The 16,459-nt window shown below is 63.5% G+C and carries 18 protein-coding genes; 10 read left to right on the forward strand and 8 right to left on the reverse strand.

Features of this window, described 5'->3' with window-relative positions; genetic code table 11:
- The first annotated feature begins 150 nt into the window (after nucleotides 1–150).
- Nucleotides 151–1,269, forward strand: a complete 1,119-nt coding sequence (locus QM797_RS21110; protein WP_283277611.1) for an acyl-CoA dehydrogenase family protein — start codon at nucleotides 151–153, stop codon at nucleotides 1,267–1,269.
- Between the two features lie 3 nt (nucleotides 1,270–1,272).
- Here the strand turns inward: QM797_RS21110 and QM797_RS21115 are convergent, their stop codons facing one another.
- Nucleotides 1,273–1,875, reverse strand: a complete 603-nt coding sequence (locus QM797_RS21115) for a ribulose 1,5-bisphosphate carboxylase large subunit (RefSeq protein WP_283277612.1) — start codon at nucleotides 1,873–1,875, stop codon at nucleotides 1,273–1,275.
- Nucleotides 1,876–1,929: 54 nt separating this feature from the next.
- Between QM797_RS21115 and QM797_RS21120 the strand changes: the two genes are divergently transcribed.
- From QM797_RS21120 to QM797_RS21130, 3 genes are all read left to right on the forward strand, one after another.
- Nucleotides 1,930–3,114: an NAD(P)H-binding protein gene (locus QM797_RS21120; protein WP_283277613.1), complete on the forward strand. Its 1,185-nt coding sequence runs from the start codon at nucleotides 1,930–1,932 to the stop codon at nucleotides 3,112–3,114.
- Nucleotides 3,114–3,824, forward strand: a complete 711-nt coding sequence (locus tag QM797_RS21125) for a CPBP family intramembrane glutamic endopeptidase (protein WP_283277614.1) — start codon at nucleotides 3,114–3,116, stop codon at nucleotides 3,822–3,824. Before QM797_RS21120 ends, QM797_RS21125 begins: the two co-directional genes overlap by 1 nt.
- 98 nt (nucleotides 3,825–3,922) lie before the next feature.
- Entirely contained in the window at nucleotides 3,923–4,360 is a 438-nt protein-coding gene (locus QM797_RS21130; RefSeq protein WP_032376860.1) for an Lrp/AsnC family transcriptional regulator, read from the forward strand.
- Here QM797_RS21130 and QM797_RS21135 read toward each other — a convergent pair.
- Nucleotides 4,332–7,046, reverse strand: a complete 2,715-nt coding sequence (locus QM797_RS21135; RefSeq protein WP_283277615.1) for a molybdopterin-dependent oxidoreductase — start codon at nucleotides 7,044–7,046, stop codon at nucleotides 4,332–4,334. The two genes, QM797_RS21130 and QM797_RS21135, sit on opposite strands and share 29 nt — an antisense overlap.
- Complete coding sequence (locus QM797_RS21140; RefSeq protein WP_283277616.1) at nucleotides 7,043–7,855, reverse strand: FAD binding domain-containing protein; 813 nt, start codon at nucleotides 7,853–7,855, stop codon at nucleotides 7,043–7,045. The genes QM797_RS21135 and QM797_RS21140 overlap by 4 nt, the downstream gene beginning before the upstream one ends.
- Nucleotides 7,856–8,053: 198 nt before the next feature.
- Between QM797_RS21140 and QM797_RS21145 the strand changes: the two genes are divergently transcribed.
- Together QM797_RS21145 and QM797_RS21150 are read left to right on the forward strand one after the other, a co-directional pair.
- The gene (locus QM797_RS21145) at nucleotides 8,054–9,622 is read left to right on the forward strand and encodes a PucR family transcriptional regulator (RefSeq protein WP_283277617.1); all 1,569 of its coding nucleotides are present in this window, start codon (nucleotides 8,054–8,056) and stop codon (nucleotides 9,620–9,622) included.
- Nucleotides 9,623–9,631: 9 nt separating this feature from the next.
- Nucleotides 9,632–10,264: a DUF2461 domain-containing protein gene (locus QM797_RS21150; protein WP_283277618.1), complete on the forward strand. Its 633-nt coding sequence runs from the start codon at nucleotides 9,632–9,634 to the stop codon at nucleotides 10,262–10,264.
- 11 nt (nucleotides 10,265–10,275) lie between these two features.
- On the opposite strand, the gene pucL is transcribed toward QM797_RS21150, so the two are convergent.
- Genes pucL through uraD (QM797_RS21170) form a run of 4 tightly spaced genes read right to left on the reverse strand, consistent with a single transcriptional unit; the run spans nucleotide 10,276 to nucleotide 13,939 of the window.
- A complete protein-coding gene (gene pucL, locus QM797_RS21155; protein ID WP_283277619.1) occupies nucleotides 10,276–11,196 on the reverse strand; it encodes a factor-independent urate hydroxylase in 921 nt (306 codons plus the stop codon).
- Nucleotide 11,197: 1 nt separating this feature from the next.
- Nucleotides 11,198–11,524 (reverse strand): hydroxyisourate hydrolase, encoded by a 327-nt coding sequence (gene uraH / locus QM797_RS21160; protein WP_283277620.1) that lies wholly within the window; start codon nucleotides 11,522–11,524, stop codon nucleotides 11,198–11,200.
- Entirely contained in the window at nucleotides 11,521–12,024 is a 504-nt protein-coding gene (gene uraD / locus QM797_RS21165) for a 2-oxo-4-hydroxy-4-carboxy-5-ureidoimidazoline decarboxylase (RefSeq protein ID WP_283277621.1), read from the reverse strand. Before uraD (QM797_RS21165) ends, uraH begins: the two co-directional genes overlap by 4 nt.
- Before the next feature lie 10 nt (nucleotides 12,025–12,034).
- Entirely contained in the window at nucleotides 12,035–13,939 is a 1,905-nt protein-coding gene (uraD, locus tag QM797_RS21170; RefSeq protein ID WP_283277622.1) for a 2-oxo-4-hydroxy-4-carboxy-5-ureidoimidazoline decarboxylase, read from the reverse strand.
- 177 nt (nucleotides 13,940–14,116) lie between these two features.
- Here uraD (QM797_RS21170) and QM797_RS21175 point away from each other — a divergent pair, with 177 nt between their 5' ends.
- Nucleotides 14,117–14,650 (forward strand): nucleotidyltransferase family protein, encoded by a 534-nt coding sequence (locus QM797_RS21175; RefSeq protein ID WP_283277623.1) that lies wholly within the window; start codon nucleotides 14,117–14,119, stop codon nucleotides 14,648–14,650.
- The gene (locus QM797_RS21180; RefSeq protein ID WP_283277624.1) at nucleotides 14,647–14,997 is read left to right on the forward strand and encodes a CHC2 zinc finger domain-containing protein; all 351 of its coding nucleotides are present in this window, start codon (nucleotides 14,647–14,649) and stop codon (nucleotides 14,995–14,997) included. The genes QM797_RS21175 and QM797_RS21180 overlap by 4 nt, the downstream gene beginning before the upstream one ends.
- On the opposite strand, the gene QM797_RS21185 is transcribed toward QM797_RS21180, so the two are convergent.
- Entirely contained in the window at nucleotides 14,969–15,553 is a 585-nt protein-coding gene (locus tag QM797_RS21185) for an alpha/beta fold hydrolase (RefSeq protein WP_283277625.1), read from the reverse strand. The two genes, QM797_RS21180 and QM797_RS21185, sit on opposite strands and share 29 nt — an antisense overlap.
- Nucleotides 15,554–15,737: 184 nt before the next feature.
- Here QM797_RS21185 and QM797_RS21190 point away from each other — a divergent pair, with 184 nt between their 5' ends.
- Both QM797_RS21190 and QM797_RS21195 read left to right on the forward strand, forming a co-directional pair.
- The gene (locus QM797_RS21190) at nucleotides 15,738–16,139 is read left to right on the forward strand and encodes a VOC family protein (RefSeq protein WP_283277626.1); all 402 of its coding nucleotides are present in this window, start codon (nucleotides 15,738–15,740) and stop codon (nucleotides 16,137–16,139) included.
- Nucleotides 16,140–16,168: 29 nt separating this feature from the next.
- Entirely contained in the window at nucleotides 16,169–16,306 is a 138-nt protein-coding gene (locus tag QM797_RS21195; protein WP_283277627.1) for a hypothetical protein, read from the forward strand.
- Nucleotides 16,307–16,459: the final 153 nt, after the last annotated feature.

Consider the following 16,459-nt stretch of genomic DNA (forward strand, 5'->3'; position numbering starts at 1 on the left):
GGGTACCTTGAAGGCCAGCGCGAATTCACCCGCTCAACTGCTGCGTTTATGGACTTCGACCGCTTTGTCGCGATCAAGTAATGGTACAAACGATCGTCGCTGCACTCAATTAGTGACACACAATCAATTAGTGACACAAGGAGATGAACTGTGACCGGATTAATGGTGCGCGAAAGAGAAACGCTCGAGAAGTACATGCCTGGTTTGCTGAACTATCTGGACGCAACCCCGCTGGACCGACTCGAGTCGCGAGATTCGGACGCAATCGACAAGTTTCGGGAGTTCGGCGGTACCGGTCTGGTGGTTCCAGGCGAACTGGGCGGTCTCGGTGCTCCGGCCATCGACGCGGTCCGGGCGCAGAGGGCCATCGGGTCTCGCTCGCCCTCTCTCGGCGCGGGAACCACGATGCACCATCTCTCACTCGCCTCCCTGACGGAGTTCGCTCGCGATGCCACCGAGGACGACCGAGCATTGATCAAGGGATTGGTCGAACAGAAGGCGATCGTCGCTTCCGGATTCTCCGAGGGCGTCACCGGCGGAAGTGTGTTCATTCCGACGATGACAGCAGTGAAGAAGGGCGACAACTACGTCGTCAACGGAAGCAAGAAGCCGTGCAGTCTTGCGCGTTCGATGGATTTGCTGACCTGCAGTGTCGAGATCGACTCCGGTGACCGCGCCGTCGCGCTGATTCCGGCCAGCCTACCGGGTATGAGCGTGAAGCCGTTCTGGACCACCGACATCCTGGCCGGCGCACAGAGCGAAGAAGTGTTGCTCGAAGACGTCGAGGTGCCTGCGAGTCTGGTCCTGCCCAACAAGCACGACGACCCCGATGGCGTGCACGAGATGACCGGCTACCTTTGGTTCGGCATGTTGATCTCCGCCAACTACATCGGTGCGGCGACTTCTCTGCTCGAGCGGATGCTCGAGCAGAACAAGGGCGATTACGAGGGCTATGTTCGGGCGGCGGCCGAACTCGAGGTGTCCATGGCGGCTATCGAAAACGTGGCCCGTGCCTTCGACGAAGGTGAACGCGGACAGGACATCTCGGTAAAGTTGTTGTTCAACCGCATCGCGATACGTGACGCGCTGGTCCGCAGTAGTTCGGCTGCCATCGAATCGCTCGGCGGGATCGGCTTCATCAAGTCACCCGAAATCGCTTACGTGGCATCGGCATTGCACGCCTTCGCATTTCATCCGCCATCACGACGATCCATCTCGGAGACCCTGGCCCGTTTTCACGCGGGTGAGGATTTCGCCTTCGTCAAGTAGTACTTAGTCTTCGGTGCGCTCTTCGTCGGCCAGTTTGTCCTCACCTCGGTTACGGAAGAACTTGAACCCGGGGATGCCGATGACCGCGCGTCGGACATCTTTGGTGACTCCGAGCAACTCGTGAATCTCGGGGGACACCGTGTCGAGGGTCGCGAGAATGGGGAGCAGGGCTTCCATGTGATCGAGAAGGCCGGGTAGCTGATCGACCATGGCGATGGCGGCGTCGACCTCTTCGTCGGACAGGTTGTCGATGAACCTGCGCGCCATCGGCTCGGCCTGCTTGGCGATGGGATCGAACAGTTCGATCAGCTCGAGCGCAGTGTGCGAGGCGACCGATGCCGATGCGACGACCTCGTCGGCGGCACCAGTCGTTCGCTGCACGCGGGCGACGACGGCGTCGGCCGAGTCGATCACCCGGTCGATGCGTGTCATCAATGTCTCTATGTGGTTCATCAGTGCTTCGATTCGGCCGGGCAGGGTAAGCGCAAATTCGGTTGTGGTGATCATCCAGCTCACACCGACCCGCGCCACCGCGACTCCGCGCCGGAGCACCGTTTCGGTACCGAGTGGATCGGGGAGCACCACACCTGCCAACACCAGAGCCATAGGAGCGACAATGCCACACCGACACCACGCCTCGAGTGCCGTTAGCCTCATAGCATGAGAGCCCTCGTCACCGGTGCCAGCGGATACATCGGGTCGCGGCTGGTGGCAGCTCTGGTGGCCGAGGATGCCGACGTCGTGGTCGGATCTCGTACGCCGAGCAACCTGAGAACCTTCGACTTCTACGACTCCGTCACGGCGGTATCGCTGGATGTCACCGACCAGCAGTCGTGTGCCGCTGCCTTCGCAGAATCCGGCGACATCGATGTTGCGTACTACCTGGTGCACGCCATCGGTGAGTCCGACTATCGCGTGCAGGATCGACGGTCCGCCGAGCAGTTCGCCGCGGCTGCGGCCCGGGCGGGTGTGCGGCGGATCGTCTATCTGGGTGGCTTCGTACCCGACGACGACCACCTCTCCGAGCATCTCGCGAGTCGTGCGGACGTCGGGGAAGCGTTGACGGTGGACGGCGTCGAGTTGGTCTGGCTCCGAGCCGCCATCGTCCTGGGTGCCGGTTCGACGTCCTACGAGATGTTGCGCTACCTCGCCGACCGCTTGCCGGTATTGCCGCTGCCGAGCTGGCTTGCCGAGCCCGTGCAGCCGATCGCCGTCGACGACGTGCTGCACTATCTGGTGGCGTCCGCCGACGGCGAGACGGTGCCGGCGGGCTCGTACGACATCGGTGGGCCGGACGTGGTGCCTTACCGCGATCTGGTGTTCGCGTACGTCGAAGCTGCCGGTCTTCAACGGATCGGGGTCCCGGTGCCCTTCGTGCCTACCTCACTCGCCGGCAAGGTGATCGGCCGGATCATCCCTGTTCCCGCCGGGCTCGCCGAGGATCTGGTGGGGTCGCTGCACAACACGATGACGACGTCGGAGAGCCGAATACGCGAACTCGTGCCCGACCCTCCACATGGTCTGACCACCATCGCAGACGCCATGGCCCGTAGTGTGCGGGGCATGGTGGGTGAGCCTCCCGGTGTGTGCGCGCTGAAGGATCCGCTCCGGTTGGCGAACACGGACGCGGCGTGGAGTGGCGGAGATGCGCTGGGAATCCGGCGTCGCGGTGTGGCGGCGTCCTCCGACCGGACGTGGAGCTTGATCGAGGCCCTCGGCGGGCGTCGACTGCTGTCCGCGAAGCCCGTTGCGGCAGCGGTGCGAACCAACCTGGACGTGGTGGCCGGTGTGAACCGGCGCGTGGCATCGGCCGTGCGTCGCTTGACCGATACCGAGGAGGCGTGATGGGAACGTGGTCGACGACCGCGCTGAACGTGATGAAGTCCGCGCTGGTCGATCCTGTCGAGCGCGATCACCGAGAATCCGACGCGGCGTTCCGCAAGCGACGGATCATCGTCTTGATCACATTGGTGATCGGTGCCACAGTGCTCTACTTTTCGCTCAAGGTCGAGCCCGGCGATCCGTCGTTCTACGCACTGACGCTGGTGCTTGCTGCGGTATGGACGGCAGGCGGACTGCTGTCGGGCCCCTTGCATCTGGGACGCATCGTGGTCGGCGGTTCGATCCGTAGGCCGATCGTCACACCCATCCTGATCGGTCTCGCCGTGGGCGGGGTATTCATGCTCGGCGGTCTGGTCGTACGGCAGATTCCGCCGCTGGCCGACTTCACCGAGAACGTGCTCGCGCACGCCAGGGTGGGCTCGCTGGTGCTGATCGTCTTCATCGCGCTGCTCAACGGCGTCGCGGAGGAGATCTTCTTCCGCGGGGCGCTGTACTCGGCGATCGGCGTGAAGAACCCGGTGATCATCTCGACCGTCGTGTACGCGATCGCCACTCTCGCATCCGGGAATCCGATGCTCGGCTTCGCCGCTGTTCTGCTGGGGTACGTGATGGGTCTTCAGCGGCGTGCCTCGGGAGGAATCCTGGCACCGATACTCACGCACGTCAGTTGGTCGGCCGTCATGGTTCTCGCTCTACCGCCGCTGTTCGTGTGACCGCCGATGTTCGAACAGAAAGAGGCGCAAACACCGATTCGGTCGGCGGAAACGGTCCTGCGTGCTGATTCGTCCCGGAACTGGGCTACATTGCGCAGGTGAGTGAAAATCTCGATCGCGTCGATCGCTTGATCATCGACGAGCTGGTGTCCGACGGCCGCGCCACGTTGGCGACGCTGGCGGAGAAGGCTTCCCTGTCCGTCTCGGCCGTCCAATCCAGAGTTCGACGGCTGGAGTCGCGGCGCGTGATCCGTGGCTACACCGCCCAGGTGGATCCGGAAGCCCTGGGCCGGCCGTTGTCGGCCTTCGTGGCAATCACTCCCATCGACCCGGCCCAACCCGACGACGCTCCCGCCAGATTGAAGCACCTCTCAGCCATCGAATCGTGCCATTCGGTTGCCGGCGAGGAAAGCTACGTGCTGTTGGTGCGGGTCGAGTCGCCCCGTGCGCTCGAGCGCCTGCTGCAGGAAATCAGGGCAACCGCCAACGTGCAGACACGCAGCACCATCATTCTGCAGACGTTCTACGACCGCTGACGGCCCGCCACACGCGGTCCGAGGACATCGGTAGGTCGTACAGTCTGGCCCCCACGGCGTCGCGGATAGCGTTTGCCAAAGCAGGAGCGACCGGGTTGTACGGTGACTCGCTCATCGACTTCGCACCGAACGGGCCCAACCGGTCGTAGGTGTCGGCGAACAGTACTTCGGTCCGAGGAATATCCGCGAACTGCGGAACGTGATAGCTCCGGATGGAATCGGTGGTTACCAGACCGGCACTGTCGGTACGGATCTCCTCGTACAGGGCGCTGCCGATAGCCTGTGCAACGCCACCTTCGACCTGGCCGCGGCACTGCTGCGGGTTCATCACCGTTCCTGCGTCCGCGCTTTGTACCGAGTGCAGAATCTGGACGGTGCCGGTGTCCTCGTCCACCGCCACCCGGAAGGCTTGAACATTGAACGCCAGAGATCGCGGTAGCCCGCCGCTGTTGCCCTCGGTGACCAGCGATCCTCCCGCCTTCGCCAAGATGTCGTCGAGGGTGACGAACCGATCGCCGCACCGCACGCCTTCGGGCCCCAGCGTGCAGTCCGAGTGCCGTTGTCCGGTAACGGTTCCGGCGAGATCGAGAATCCGGGCCGACAATGCACGGACCGCCGCGTAGAGAGCCTTGCCTGCCACCACGGTGCCCGCCGAACCGAAGGCACCGGTGTCGTAGGTGGTGGAATCGGTGTCGGACTGACAAACCTGAATGCGATCGACCGAGGTACCCAACTCGCTCGCCGCGATCTGAGTGTGCACGGTAGTGGTCCCGTTGCCGAATTCCGCTGTTCCGACGTGTATCTCGTATCGACCCTCGGGCAGCAATGCTACCGACGTCTCGGCGCGATGGCCGCGTGGTGGAATGGTCGCGATCATGGCCACCGCCATTCCTTCGCCGACTTTCCATCCCGTCGGCGCATGCTCACCGTTCCCGTGTCGCATGGCTGCCTGGGCGAGGTCGATGCACTGATCGAGGCCGTAGCTTCCGAACTGCAGGTCGTCGTCCTCGAGATGCGCGGCGACGATGTCGTCGCCGGGGACGATCACGTTGCGTCGTCGAAATTCGAACGGATCGACGTCGATCTCTCTCGCGAGATCGTCCATTGCCGATTCGATCGCGAACATCACCTGTCCCAGTCCATAGCCACGGAACGCCCCGGACGGAATGTTGTTGGTGTAGACGGTCTTCGCATCGACCCGCTTGTTGGCGCACCGGTAGATCGCGACGGACTCGCCGCACCCGTGGAACATCACTCCGGCACTGTGATTGCCGTAGGCGCCGGCATCGGTGAGAACGTCGATCGACAACGCGGTCAACGTGCCGTCGGCGCTCGCGGCAGCGGTGACGTCGACCCGGAACGGGTGACGCAACGGTGAGACTGTGAACTCGTCGGTACGCGTGAACTCGAATTGCACGGGTCGACCGGTGCGGAGCACTGCCAGCGCCACGACGTCCTCGGTCAGCAACTCCTGCTTGCCGCCGAAGCCGCCGCCGACACGGGCGGTGAACACCCGCACACCTTCGCGCGGAAGGCCGAAGATCTGGCAGATCTCGTCGCGTACCAGAAACGGAACCTGAGTGCTGGTGCGCAGATTGAGCTTCCCGGTCTCGTCCAGCCACCCGATGGTGCCGTGGGTCTCCAGGTGTACGTGTTGTACTCGCTGCGTCGTCCACCGTCCGGTGACGACCGCCGCTGCATCGCGGACCGCGGTGTCGACGTCTCCGGTACTGCCGTGCAACTCCGCCACCAGATTTCGTGACGGATCCGCAATGCGAGCCGTCGCATCCTTGTCGCCGTGAATCTTCGGCGCACCGGGTTCGAGCGCGGATTCGGGATCGAACACTGCGGGCAGCACGTCGTACTCGACGATGACTGCGCGGCACCCTTCCTCCGCGGCAGCGACCGAATCTGCGACCACGATCGCTACCCGTTGGCCGATGAAGCGCACGACGGTGTCGAGTACGTGGGTGTCGTCGGGATCGTCGACGCGGCGATCGTGGCGTGCCGTCGAAAATGCGGTCGTGGGGCTGTCTTTCGCGGTGAGCACGAGCACAACCCCGGGCACTCGCTCCGCGGCAGTGACGTCGATGGCGACGATGCGCGCATGCGCATGCGGGCTGCCGAGCACCGTGGCGTGCAGCAGCCCTTGGGGTGAGTGATCGAGGGTGTAGGGCTCGGTTCCGGTGACGATCCGGGCGCTGGCCGGCGCAGCGACGGACCGCCCGCAGGCCGGTCCGTCGACGGCTTTCTCGGTGTTCACCACACCACAGACGGCATCGGCTATAGCCCGGTACCCGGTGCAGCGACACAGATTTCCCTTCAGCCGCTCGGGGAGTTCGTCCATATCGTTCTCGGTCAGGGTCGATGCAGTGACGACCATGCCCGCCGTGCAGAACCCACACTGGAAGCCCGCGGCCTCGACGAAGCGGCTCTGCATGGGATGCAGGTCGTCCGGAGTGCCGAGCCCGGTAACGGTGGTCACGGATCGGTTCGCGGCACGGAATGCGGGGAAGATGCACGAATGCACCGGCTCACCGTCGACGAGCACCGAACATGCTCCGCAATCGCCTGCGTCGCAGCCTTTCTTCACCTCGAAATGTTCGTGTTCGCGGAGCATGGTTCGTAGGCACTGGCCCGGCCGCGGGTCGACGTCGGTCGGTACCCCGTTGATGTCGACGATCATGACAACTCCTCGCGAATCTGCTGGGCTGCAGTACAACTGATGTGTCGACGCCAGTCCGGCGCACCGTGGGGGTCGTCGAACCAGTGCTCGGGACCGATTGTCTCGGCCAGCGCGTCGTCGAGTTCGTTGGCCGTCGGCAGAGCCGGAAAGCGAAGTACGAACGGGCGGACGGTCGATGCGCTGACCGTCAGAACGAACTCGCCGCCGGCGTCGACTCGCCCGATCACCACCGCGGCCGATCGGCCGAGTGGTGAGAGTGCGAGCTTGCGCATCGCCGTCCTCGCCTCGAGTGCATACCGCGGAATCTCGATGCTGCGCAACACGTCTCCAGGACGAAGAGCATTGGTATTCGGTCCGGTGATCAGATCGTCGATCGCGATGTCGTAGTCGTGTTCGCGACCGTCTGCCGACCACACCTGCCCGATGCCGTCGAGGGCTGCGGTGGCCGAGATCATCGCACCGGCGGGCAGGGCCAACGCGATGTTGCCGCCGACGGTGGCGGTTTTCCAGATCTTGAACGAGGCCAACAGTGCTGCAGCGCAGCGAGGAAACAGTGCGGTGGCAGGCCACGGCGACTCGAATCGCGCCAGCGTCTCGATCGTGCACGTGGCGGCGATCTCGAGCCCGGTCTCGGTGACCGTCAGCGGCTCCCAGCCCAGGGCGGTGATATCGACGAGGGTGGTCAGATGATCCTGCTTCTCCGAGAACAACCAGGTACCACCTGCGAGTACTGCGGTGTCCTCGCGTCCCGGTGGCAGGTCCGCTCGGGAGCTGGGAAGCAGAACGTTGTCGACAGTGCCGAGATCCATGGTCTTCGTTCACCTCATCCTCGCCGGGAGGGTCCACCGCGCCGGCAGGTCCACCACCCGATGTGTCACCTCGAACTCTAGTGAGCTTCTGTTACCGATCTTCGGTGGTCCGGCGATCCGTCCGAAACTCGGCGGAAACAACCCGCACCTAGTGTTGCCTCGAACAAGCGCAGTGATGCCGAGCGGGGGAGGGCGACAGTGCAGGTCAAGGACTTGCTCGACGCCACAGGGCTCTGCATTCGATTGCTCACCTCCGACCCCGACGCTCTGGGCCGCACGTTGCGGTGGACGTACACCACCGATCTGCCGGATCCGTCGCGCTACATCGCCGGCGGTGAATTGGTCATCACCGGTCTCGTGTGGCGTCGAACGCCGGCCGACAGCGAGGTGTTCGTCCGGGCGGTCGCAGAATCCGGGGCCTCGGCACTGGCGGCGGGTGAGGGATTGCTCGGCCACATTCCACCGGATCTGATCGACGCATGTGAGCGGCACGGACTGCCGTTGCTCGCCGTACCCGACAATGTCTCCTTCGGCGAGGTGACCGAGTTCCTCGTCGGGAGAGTCACCGGTGATCGCATCGCCTCGCTCAACAGCTCCCTCGTTCGGCACCGCCAACTGCTCACCGCGGTCGCAGACGGAAGGGCCCTCGACGAGCTGGCCCTGCACACCTCCAGGGAAACGGGGATGGCATGCCTGATCTTCACCGCTACCGGGCGCCGGCTGGTCGCCGAAGTGGTCGCGTTCTCCGATGCCGACGTCGACACATTGACGCACGCCGCGCTGTCCTCCGAAAGGCTACCCACGACAACAACTCTCAGCGACGGTGAGTCGTACAGCATCTTCGGAATCGGCCCGTCGCTCGCGCAGAGAACCACGCGGTGGTTCCTCGCGGTGGCGGGAGACAGGGACACGTTCCCTCCAGCGATCTCCGACGCGTTCGGTCAGCTGGCCGCCATCGCCGCCCTCGATCGTGCTCGACGCGAGGAAGGACGGTTGGTCCGGCGCGAAATAGCAGACCAGGCAGTGGCATTGATCGAAGCCGACAGCACCAGGCCCGAGGCGCTGACTCGGCTCCGTCAGGCAGCCGTCGATCCAGACCGTCCGCTGGTCGTCATCAGGATCGTGCACAGCGGTAAGGCCGATCTGCGCGAGATGCTGCGGACAGTGCTCAGCGACACTCTGACCTCCTTCGGCGTCGGCTGCGTCGGTGCCAGCACACACGGCGACATCGTCGCGATCGTGAACACCGAGGATCCATACATCGCTCAGACTCTCCGAACCCGATTGTCCCGCTTGGGTTCCGGTATCGGCCGCAGCCGTCTGCTCGTGGGCGTCAGCTCGGAGGCCACCGGGCTCACCATCGACGGTGCGCTGCGTTCGGCCCGGCACGCCCTCGACATGAGCAGGCAGGGGACCGGCCCCGTCACTGTCACCACCGGTGCGCAGCTGACCTCGGCAGTGTCGATGCTGTCGGCACTGCCCGACGACGTGCGGCGATCTTTCGTCGAGCATGTTCTGGCACCCCTGCTCGAGTACGACCGGCGCGCCGACGCCGGTCTGATCGACACACTTCGTGAGTTTCTCGCCACCGGCGGATCATGGAATCGAACCGCCGACTCGTTGCATGTGCACCTCAACACCGTCCGGTATCGAATCAAGCGTGTCGAGGAACTACTCGGCCGCGACCTGGGCTCGACAGAGGACAGACTGGACGTCTACCTCGCCCTGCAATCCATCCCTCGGTCGTCGGCCACGGGAGCGGCATAGGATCGCGGTATGACTGGCTTCACCGGAATCCCTTTTGCTGCGCTGGACTTCTACGAGGACCTCGAGGCGGACAACAGCAAGCTCTGGTGGAACGAGCACAAAGAGGTCTACGACAACGCGGTCAAGGGACCGATGACGGCGCTGTTGGCGACTCTCGAACCGGAGTTCGGCAACGCCAAGGTGTTCCGCCCGTACCGCGATGTTCGATTCTCCAAGGACAAGACCCCGTACAAGACCCATCAGGGCGGATTCGTTGCTCGCGGTGACAGTTTGGGCTACTACGTTCAGATCGACCCCGCCGGGCTCTTCGTCGCCGGCGGCTTCTACAACTCCTCGACCGACGGTGTTGCCCGCTACCGCCGCACCGTCGACGACGATGTGCGCGGGGCCGAACTCGAACGAATCATCGCGGCGCTGACCAAGGCCGGCTACGAGATCGGCGGAGACACGCTCAAGACCAAACCGCGCGGATTCGAGATCGATCACCCACGCATCGACCTCCTTCGGCACAAGTCGCTCACCGCCGGTAAACACTTCGGCTCACCCGAGTGGCTGAAGACACCGAAAGCCGCGACGAAGGTGCGCGACGCCTGGCGTGCCCTGACTCCCTTGGTGGAGTGGTCTGCTGCACTGCACACGTGATTGCAGCGCACTCACCCGACGACAGAGTACGTTCGCCAGGCACTTCCGGCATCCGGGGCATCCTCGCGTTCGACCGCCGCCTGAATCAGACCGTAAGGACGATCGTCGGCGTTGAACACCTCGAGGTTGTTCTCGATGTCGAACCTGCCGAGGTCGTACAGGAAGTGGTGCTTGTTCGGTGCCGACATGGAGATCTCGGCGATGAACGGATACTTCTCGAGCACTGCCTCACCCATGGCATACAACGTCTGCTGCAACGCCAAGGACTGCAGATTGGCGAACCTTTCGATCATCGCGGCCTTCACGCCCTCGTACACCGCGTCCCACTCGACATCGGTTATGGTGTAACGCCATTGCGCCGTCAGTGACGTCGCCATAACGCGGTCGGTGGTGGGCTCGAGAACGGTCAAGTCGTCCTCGAGGAAGCCGTGGAATTCCGACCCCGTCGACTTCAGGATCACCATCTCCTTGAAGCCGCTGATCACCCACGTCCGTTGGGCATCGCCCTTGCCTTCGACGGTGACGGCCGACGTGCGGATCTCCTCGCCCTTGCGCGTCCATGTGTGATCGTGCTCGACGCCGTCGATGACCGCTCGAGCCCAGGCATACTCCTCGAGCTCGATGCGGGCACCGTCGACGGGCTCGACGTCGTCGACGTAGTGGCGAGCCAGATCGAGGCCGTAACTCTCGAGGTGCAGTAGGCCCTTGGTCTTGGCATACGCGTACGCGGTCTGCTTCTGGGTGTCGGTGGGCAGCACGTTGGACTGATCACCCACCAGATGCGCAGGGGAGAAGTTGCCGCGCAGTGCGCTCGAGACGTTGATGTCGTGGATTTCGTGCCGCGGCGAGTCTCGATAGATCCGCACCACGCGGTTCTCCGCCTTGCCGTACTGATTGGATCCGAGGACGATCTTGCCGGTCAGGTCGGTCATGTCAGCTCCCGCGATAGGTCGAATAAGCGAAGGGGGACAACAGCAAAGGCACGTGGTAATGCGCATCGGAATCGGTCACAGTGAACGAGATGGACACCTCGGGATAGAAACTCGGTGTCTCTGTCGCCTCGAAGTAGTCACCCGTGTCGAACGAGAGGCGGTAGACGCCCGGATCGATCGGCCCTGGTACGACTTCACCGATGCGTCCGTCCCCATCCGTGGTGGCGGTGGAGATCTCACCTTTCTCGGGGTGGAACAACCGCACCCGCACCCCGACCGCCGGTGTCCCCGAGGTGGCGTCGAGCACGTGCGTGGACAGCCCGGTCACTGCTCTGGACCCAGCATGCGGCCGAGGCGAATTCGATTGATCTTGGCCAGTTCCACGCGGAGCACCCGTCTTTCGGTTTCGGCATCGTTGTCGAGCCTCTCCTCGAGGATAACGAGCAGGTCCTCGGCCGATCGGCCGGTGGCACACACCAGATAGACATGGCCGAACTTGTTTTCGTACGCAAGGTTTCCCGCCGCCAACTTCTCGCGCACCGCGGTGCCGGCGGTCGTCACCGCCGCCTGCTCGCGCTTCGACGACGGGTTGTCGGCCTTACCGCCGATTCGGGGATGGCCGTCGAGCGCATGATCGATCTCGGCTTCGGATAGCTCGGCGAGCACTCGATCTGCTCTGTCCAACAGTAAATCTCGACTGTCGAACGGGCGGCCCTGGGCAACTCGACGGGCCCAGATCGACGACGCACAACACTCGTAGAGTGCGTGCATCGCTTGTCGATCACCGAGCCGATTGAACCCGTCGAGCCCTATCCATTCGTGCAGCAACTCGCGCTCGCTATCTGAAGTCGTTGATGCGACCGAATCGCGCGGCCGCGATCGGGTTGGCATCCGCCACAAGATCGTCGAATCGGTAGTTCGCGATCTTGGCTATCTCGATCATGGCAAACGACCGCTCTGCCGACGGCGCATTCTCGACGCGTGACCAACCGTTGGCCAGGACTCGATCGTAGCGCTCGGTCTCCCGCGCGCAGATCACCAGCGGAAAGCCGAAGTGCTCGCGGTATTCGGCGGCAAGTTGCACGATGTTGTCGTGCTCGTCCTCCTCCAGGTTGGACAATCCCACGTGGTCGGCGGCGTTGAGCGTGCCGGTGGCGTCTTCGCTGCCGAGATCGGGATAGCTGTTGATCAGTTCGATCTGCTCCTCGGTGGTGCCGGCCAGCAGTGACTCCTGGAACGCCTCGCGCAAACCGTGGGCATCGGCAAAGGGTCGTTGCTGGTACGCGCGCTCGACCACCCACGGAGTTCCCTGCACCAAGCCGCCGAATGTGGCGGCGAAATCCTCGGAGGACATCTCGTTGACCTGGTCGAGTGTGATGCCCTTACCGGGTCCGCCTGCCACCGCCTGTCCACGATTTCCGATGTGGAAGAACAACACGTTGAGCACGATTGCCGAGACAGCGCCCAGAACGATGCCGCTGCCGAACAGCATTGCAAGCCAGTCCGGCACGCCTTCCGAGACCGTGGGCTGGATGGTGACGAGCATCGCCAGTCCGAGACTGGTAGCGACGATGATCAGGTTGCGGTGATCGGTGAAGTCCACCTTCGACAGCGTCTGGATTCCGACCACGGCGACGGTCGCGAACAGGGCCAGCGCGGCACCACCGAGCACCGGTGGGGGAATCGACGCGACGACGGCCGCGGTCTTGGGCAGCAAGCCGAGCAGAATCATGATGCCACCGGCGGTGGCCACCACCCATCGACTACGAACGCCGGTCAGCCGGACCAGACCGACATTTTCCGAAAACGCCGTGTAAGGAAACGAGTTGAACGTGCCGCCGATGACGGTGGCAACGCCGTCTGCACGCAGGGTCGCGGCGATGTCGTCCTTCTTGATGCGTTTGCCGACGATCTCACCGGTCGCGTACACGCTGCCGGTGGTTTCGACCGCGATGATGAGCATGACGACAATCATCGAAATGATGGCGATGACACTGAATTTGGGCACGCCGAACAGGAAGGGCTGCGTGAAACCGACCCACGATGCTTCCGAGGTGCCGTCGAAGTTCATGTCTCCCAGCACGAATGCGACCGCGCTGCCGATGACGAGTCCCAGGAGCACGGCGATAGTGGCCATGAATCCCTTGAAGAACCGTTGGATCAACACGATGATCAGCAGTGTCCCGATCGCGTACGCCATCCACCGCCCGTTGGTCGGGTCCTGTTCGTGAGTAGCGGGATTGGTCACCGCGTCGTTGACGGCCACCGGCAGCAAGGCGACACCGATGATCGTGATCACGGTGCCGGTCACCACCGGAGGGAAGAAGCGCAGCAGCCTACTGAAGTACGGTGCCATGAAGAACGTGACGAGTCCGGCCACGATGACGGCGCCGTAGACGTACAGCAACCCCTCGGTGCCGCCGCCGTTCGCCATCGCGATTGCGATCACCGGAGAGACACCGGCGAACGTCACACCTTGCAGCAGCGGCAGGCGGACACCGATCTTCCAGAATCCGACCGATTGAATGATCGACGCGATGCCACAGGTGAAGAGGTCGGCATTGATCAGGTGGATCAGTTGTTCGTTGGTCAGTCCGATCGCGCTGCCGATGATGATCGGCACCAGGACCGCGCCGGCGTAGAACGCGACGACATGTTGAAACCCGTAGGCGGCAAGTTTCGGAACGGGGAGCACTTCGTCGACAGGATGGACACGTTTGCGTGTGGTGGGCTTGACGGACATGGGTGGGCACCTCGCGGAAGCAACAGGGCAGGATTCCTGCGACGCTGCAGGAGAAGTGCACTAAGAATCGGTCATCGCGCCTATCCCCGCTAGTCGAGCGAGCACAAACTTCGGGGCATACTCGACGTGGCCGTTGTGCGAACATCCAATACCGGCCCAGCGACGGAAGGAGCCAGGGTGTCCGACTCTGCCGTGGGAGTGCTCCTGGCTGCGGGTGCCGGAACGCGGTACGGCTCGCCGAAAGTGCTCGCTCACGACGGCCTGTGGCTTCGCACGGCAGTACATGCATTACGCGACGGCGGCTGCGACCGAGTGATCGTGGTGCTGGGTGCGGCCGATGTCCCTGTCCCCGACGGGGCGATCGCCGTGTACGCACCCCGGTGGGAACAAGGAATGAGTGCGTCGTTCGAGGCCGGGCTGACGGCGGCGTCGGACGCGGACTACGCAGTGGTGCACGTGGTCGATACCCCGGACGTAGGAGCCGAGGTGGTGCGGGCGGTTCTCGACGCTGCAAAGGGGACCGGTCTCGCCAGAGCCGTGTTCGACGGCCGCCCCGGTCATCCGGTCGTCTTGGCTCGGCGTCATTTCGAGGCAGCCGCGACATCGGCGTCGGGCGATTTCGGTGCCCGGGGCTTCCTGAAAGGCCGCGACGACGTGAGTGCCGTCGAATGTTCGCAGTGGGCAACGGGAATCGATCATGACTATCGGTGAGCGGGACCGTCGGCGGTAGCGTGGAAGTCATGGAGCGGCGCATTCCCGATCGAACAGTAGATGCCATCCGCGCCGCGGTCGTGCTCGAAGACTTGATCGGCGAGCGGACGCCACTCGTCCGCTCAGGACTCGACTCGATGAAGGCTCTGTGCCCGGTGCACGGTGAGCGGACACCCAGTCTGCATGTTCGACCGAGTCGGCAACGTTTTCACTGCTTCGGGTGCGGAGCAGGAGGCGACGCGTACGATTTCATCCAGGCTGTCGACGGGGTCAGCAGGATCGAGTCGGTCGAACTGCTGGCGTACCGAGTCGATCTCGTCATCGACGACGAGGATCGGGACCAGTAGAAGCGTCCCCGCGGGGACGCCCGAATCTGCGGATCTCGGCGGCAACGGCGTCGATCATGCCGTCGAACTGATGACCACCGGTCGGGAACGCGACGACGGTCGCCGATGGGAACGTAGCGGAGTTCAGCGCCAGGTGAGAAACGGGAACGACGTCGTCGTCCCGGCAATGGAACAACGTCAGATCGGTCTCGGGCTCGGGCTCGGGCTCGGATTCGGATTCGGATTCGGTGAACGCGTAGTCGGTGACGTCCCACCCACGTGAAGTCCAGTCAGGCATGGCCAACAGTGCGGCCCGTCGCGGGTGTTCCCGGCCTCTCTCGGCCAACACCCTGACCAGGATCGACGCGCCGAAGGAATGAGAAACCACCACATCTTCGGGTCCGAGCTGATTCAGGTGTTGCCGAATGGGCTCGGCCCAGTCCTCGAAACCCATTGCGCTGTCGGACAGCTCCGGCATTCGAAGTTCGAGTTCCAGAGTCTGCGCCAATCCCCGCGCCAGCTCCGCGTCGTCGACGAATCCACCGGCACCGTGAACGAACAGAAGTCTGCCGACCATGGTCGGATTCCTTTCCTCGAAAATGCTGTCACCGGAGAAGACCACTGTGCGGGCACAAATTCACCGGTCAATGCACGAGGGGTTGACATAGAACAGTGGCCCGTGGAACTATCTGGCGCAGCGTCGCGTGTCGATGACGGACTGCGTCAAGCATGGAGGCGTCGTACTGCCCAGGAGGCAGCGCATGTCCATCTCGTTCGATCACACCATAATCTTTGCGCAGAACAGTTCCGATTCTGCGGCGTTCTTTCGCGAGATGTTCGCACTGCCGGAAGCGGCGTCGTGGGGATCGTTCGTCAACGTGCAGCTCACCGATGGAACTCTGATCCAATTCGCGGAACCCCCATTCGAGGACATTCAGTTCCAGCACTACGCCTTTCGGGTGAGCGAGGAACTGTTCGACGCAGCATACGCCCGGTTGGTCGGCGGCGGAATCGAACACTGGGCCGACCCTCGGATGACCCTGCCCGGCGCCGTCAATGCCGGCCATGGTGGTCGCGGAGTGTATTTCCGCGATCCGACCAGTCACTTCCTCGAGATGCTGACGCACTCGTACCTGACAGCGCAGGGCGAGCCGGTACCGTAGCCGCTGTGACCGAGCAGCAGCATGTTTCGATGACGAGGGCAGCCTACGACACCGTTGCCGAAAGCTACGCCGACCTGGTTCGCGACGAACTCGATGGCCTCGAGGCCCGCACCCGACCACCGGGGTGTGGGCCTTCTTCGTTACCCACGAACCAGGACGCACTGTGAGCAGTGCCAGGCCACCCCGCGGGGGCGTCCGCCCATTCGAACTCCGCTGATCTCCGTCCTGCCACGCCCCGACCACAGACCCAATAGGAATCTCGTACACGCGCGGTCCAGCCTTCAAGCTGTTGCAGCGCAACATGATCTGTCGGTACCCCA

This window comes from Rhodococcus sp. IEGM 1381 (assembly GCF_030056795.1).
Classification (GTDB): domain Bacteria; phylum Actinomycetota; class Actinomycetes; order Mycobacteriales; family Mycobacteriaceae; genus Rhodococcoides.

What these genes read in the sequence shown, in the direction of transcription:
- uraD (WP_283277622.1), bottom strand. Translation starts at nt 13,939, where the DNA reads ATGTCCGTCAAGCCCACCACACGCAAACGTGTCCATCCTGTCGACGAA.
- QM797_RS21120 (WP_283277613.1), top strand. Translation starts at nt 1,930, where the DNA reads ATGAGAGCCCTCGTCACCGGTGCCAGCGGATACATCGGGTCGCGGCTG.
- QM797_RS21125 (WP_283277614.1), top strand. Translation starts at nt 3,114, where the DNA reads ATGGGAACGTGGTCGACGACCGCGCTGAACGTGATGAAGTCCGCGCTG.
- QM797_RS21190 (WP_283277626.1), top strand. Translation starts at nt 15,738, where the DNA reads ATGTCCATCTCGTTCGATCACACCATAATCTTTGCGCAGAACAGTTCC.
- pucL (WP_283277619.1), bottom strand. Translation starts at nt 11,196, where the DNA reads ATGACCGACCTGACCGGCAAGATCGTCCTCGGATCCAATCAGTACGGC.
- QM797_RS21185 (WP_283277625.1), bottom strand. Translation starts at nt 15,553, where the DNA reads ATGGTCGGCAGACTTCTGTTCGTTCACGGTGCCGGTGGATTCGTCGAC.
- QM797_RS21135 (WP_283277615.1), bottom strand. Translation starts at nt 7,046, where the DNA reads ATGATCGTCGACATCAACGGGGTACCGACCGACGTCGACCCGCGGCCG.
- QM797_RS21195 (WP_283277627.1), top strand. Translation starts at nt 16,169, where the DNA reads ATGACGAGGGCAGCCTACGACACCGTTGCCGAAAGCTACGCCGACCTG.
- QM797_RS21140 (WP_283277616.1), bottom strand. Translation starts at nt 7,855, where the DNA reads ATGGATCTCGGCACTGTCGACAACGTTCTGCTTCCCAGCTCCCGAGCG.
- QM797_RS21150 (WP_283277618.1), top strand. Translation starts at nt 9,632, where the DNA reads ATGACTGGCTTCACCGGAATCCCTTTTGCTGCGCTGGACTTCTACGAG.
- QM797_RS21115 (WP_283277612.1), bottom strand. Translation starts at nt 1,875, where the DNA reads ATGGCTCTGGTGTTGGCAGGTGTGGTGCTCCCCGATCCACTCGGTACC.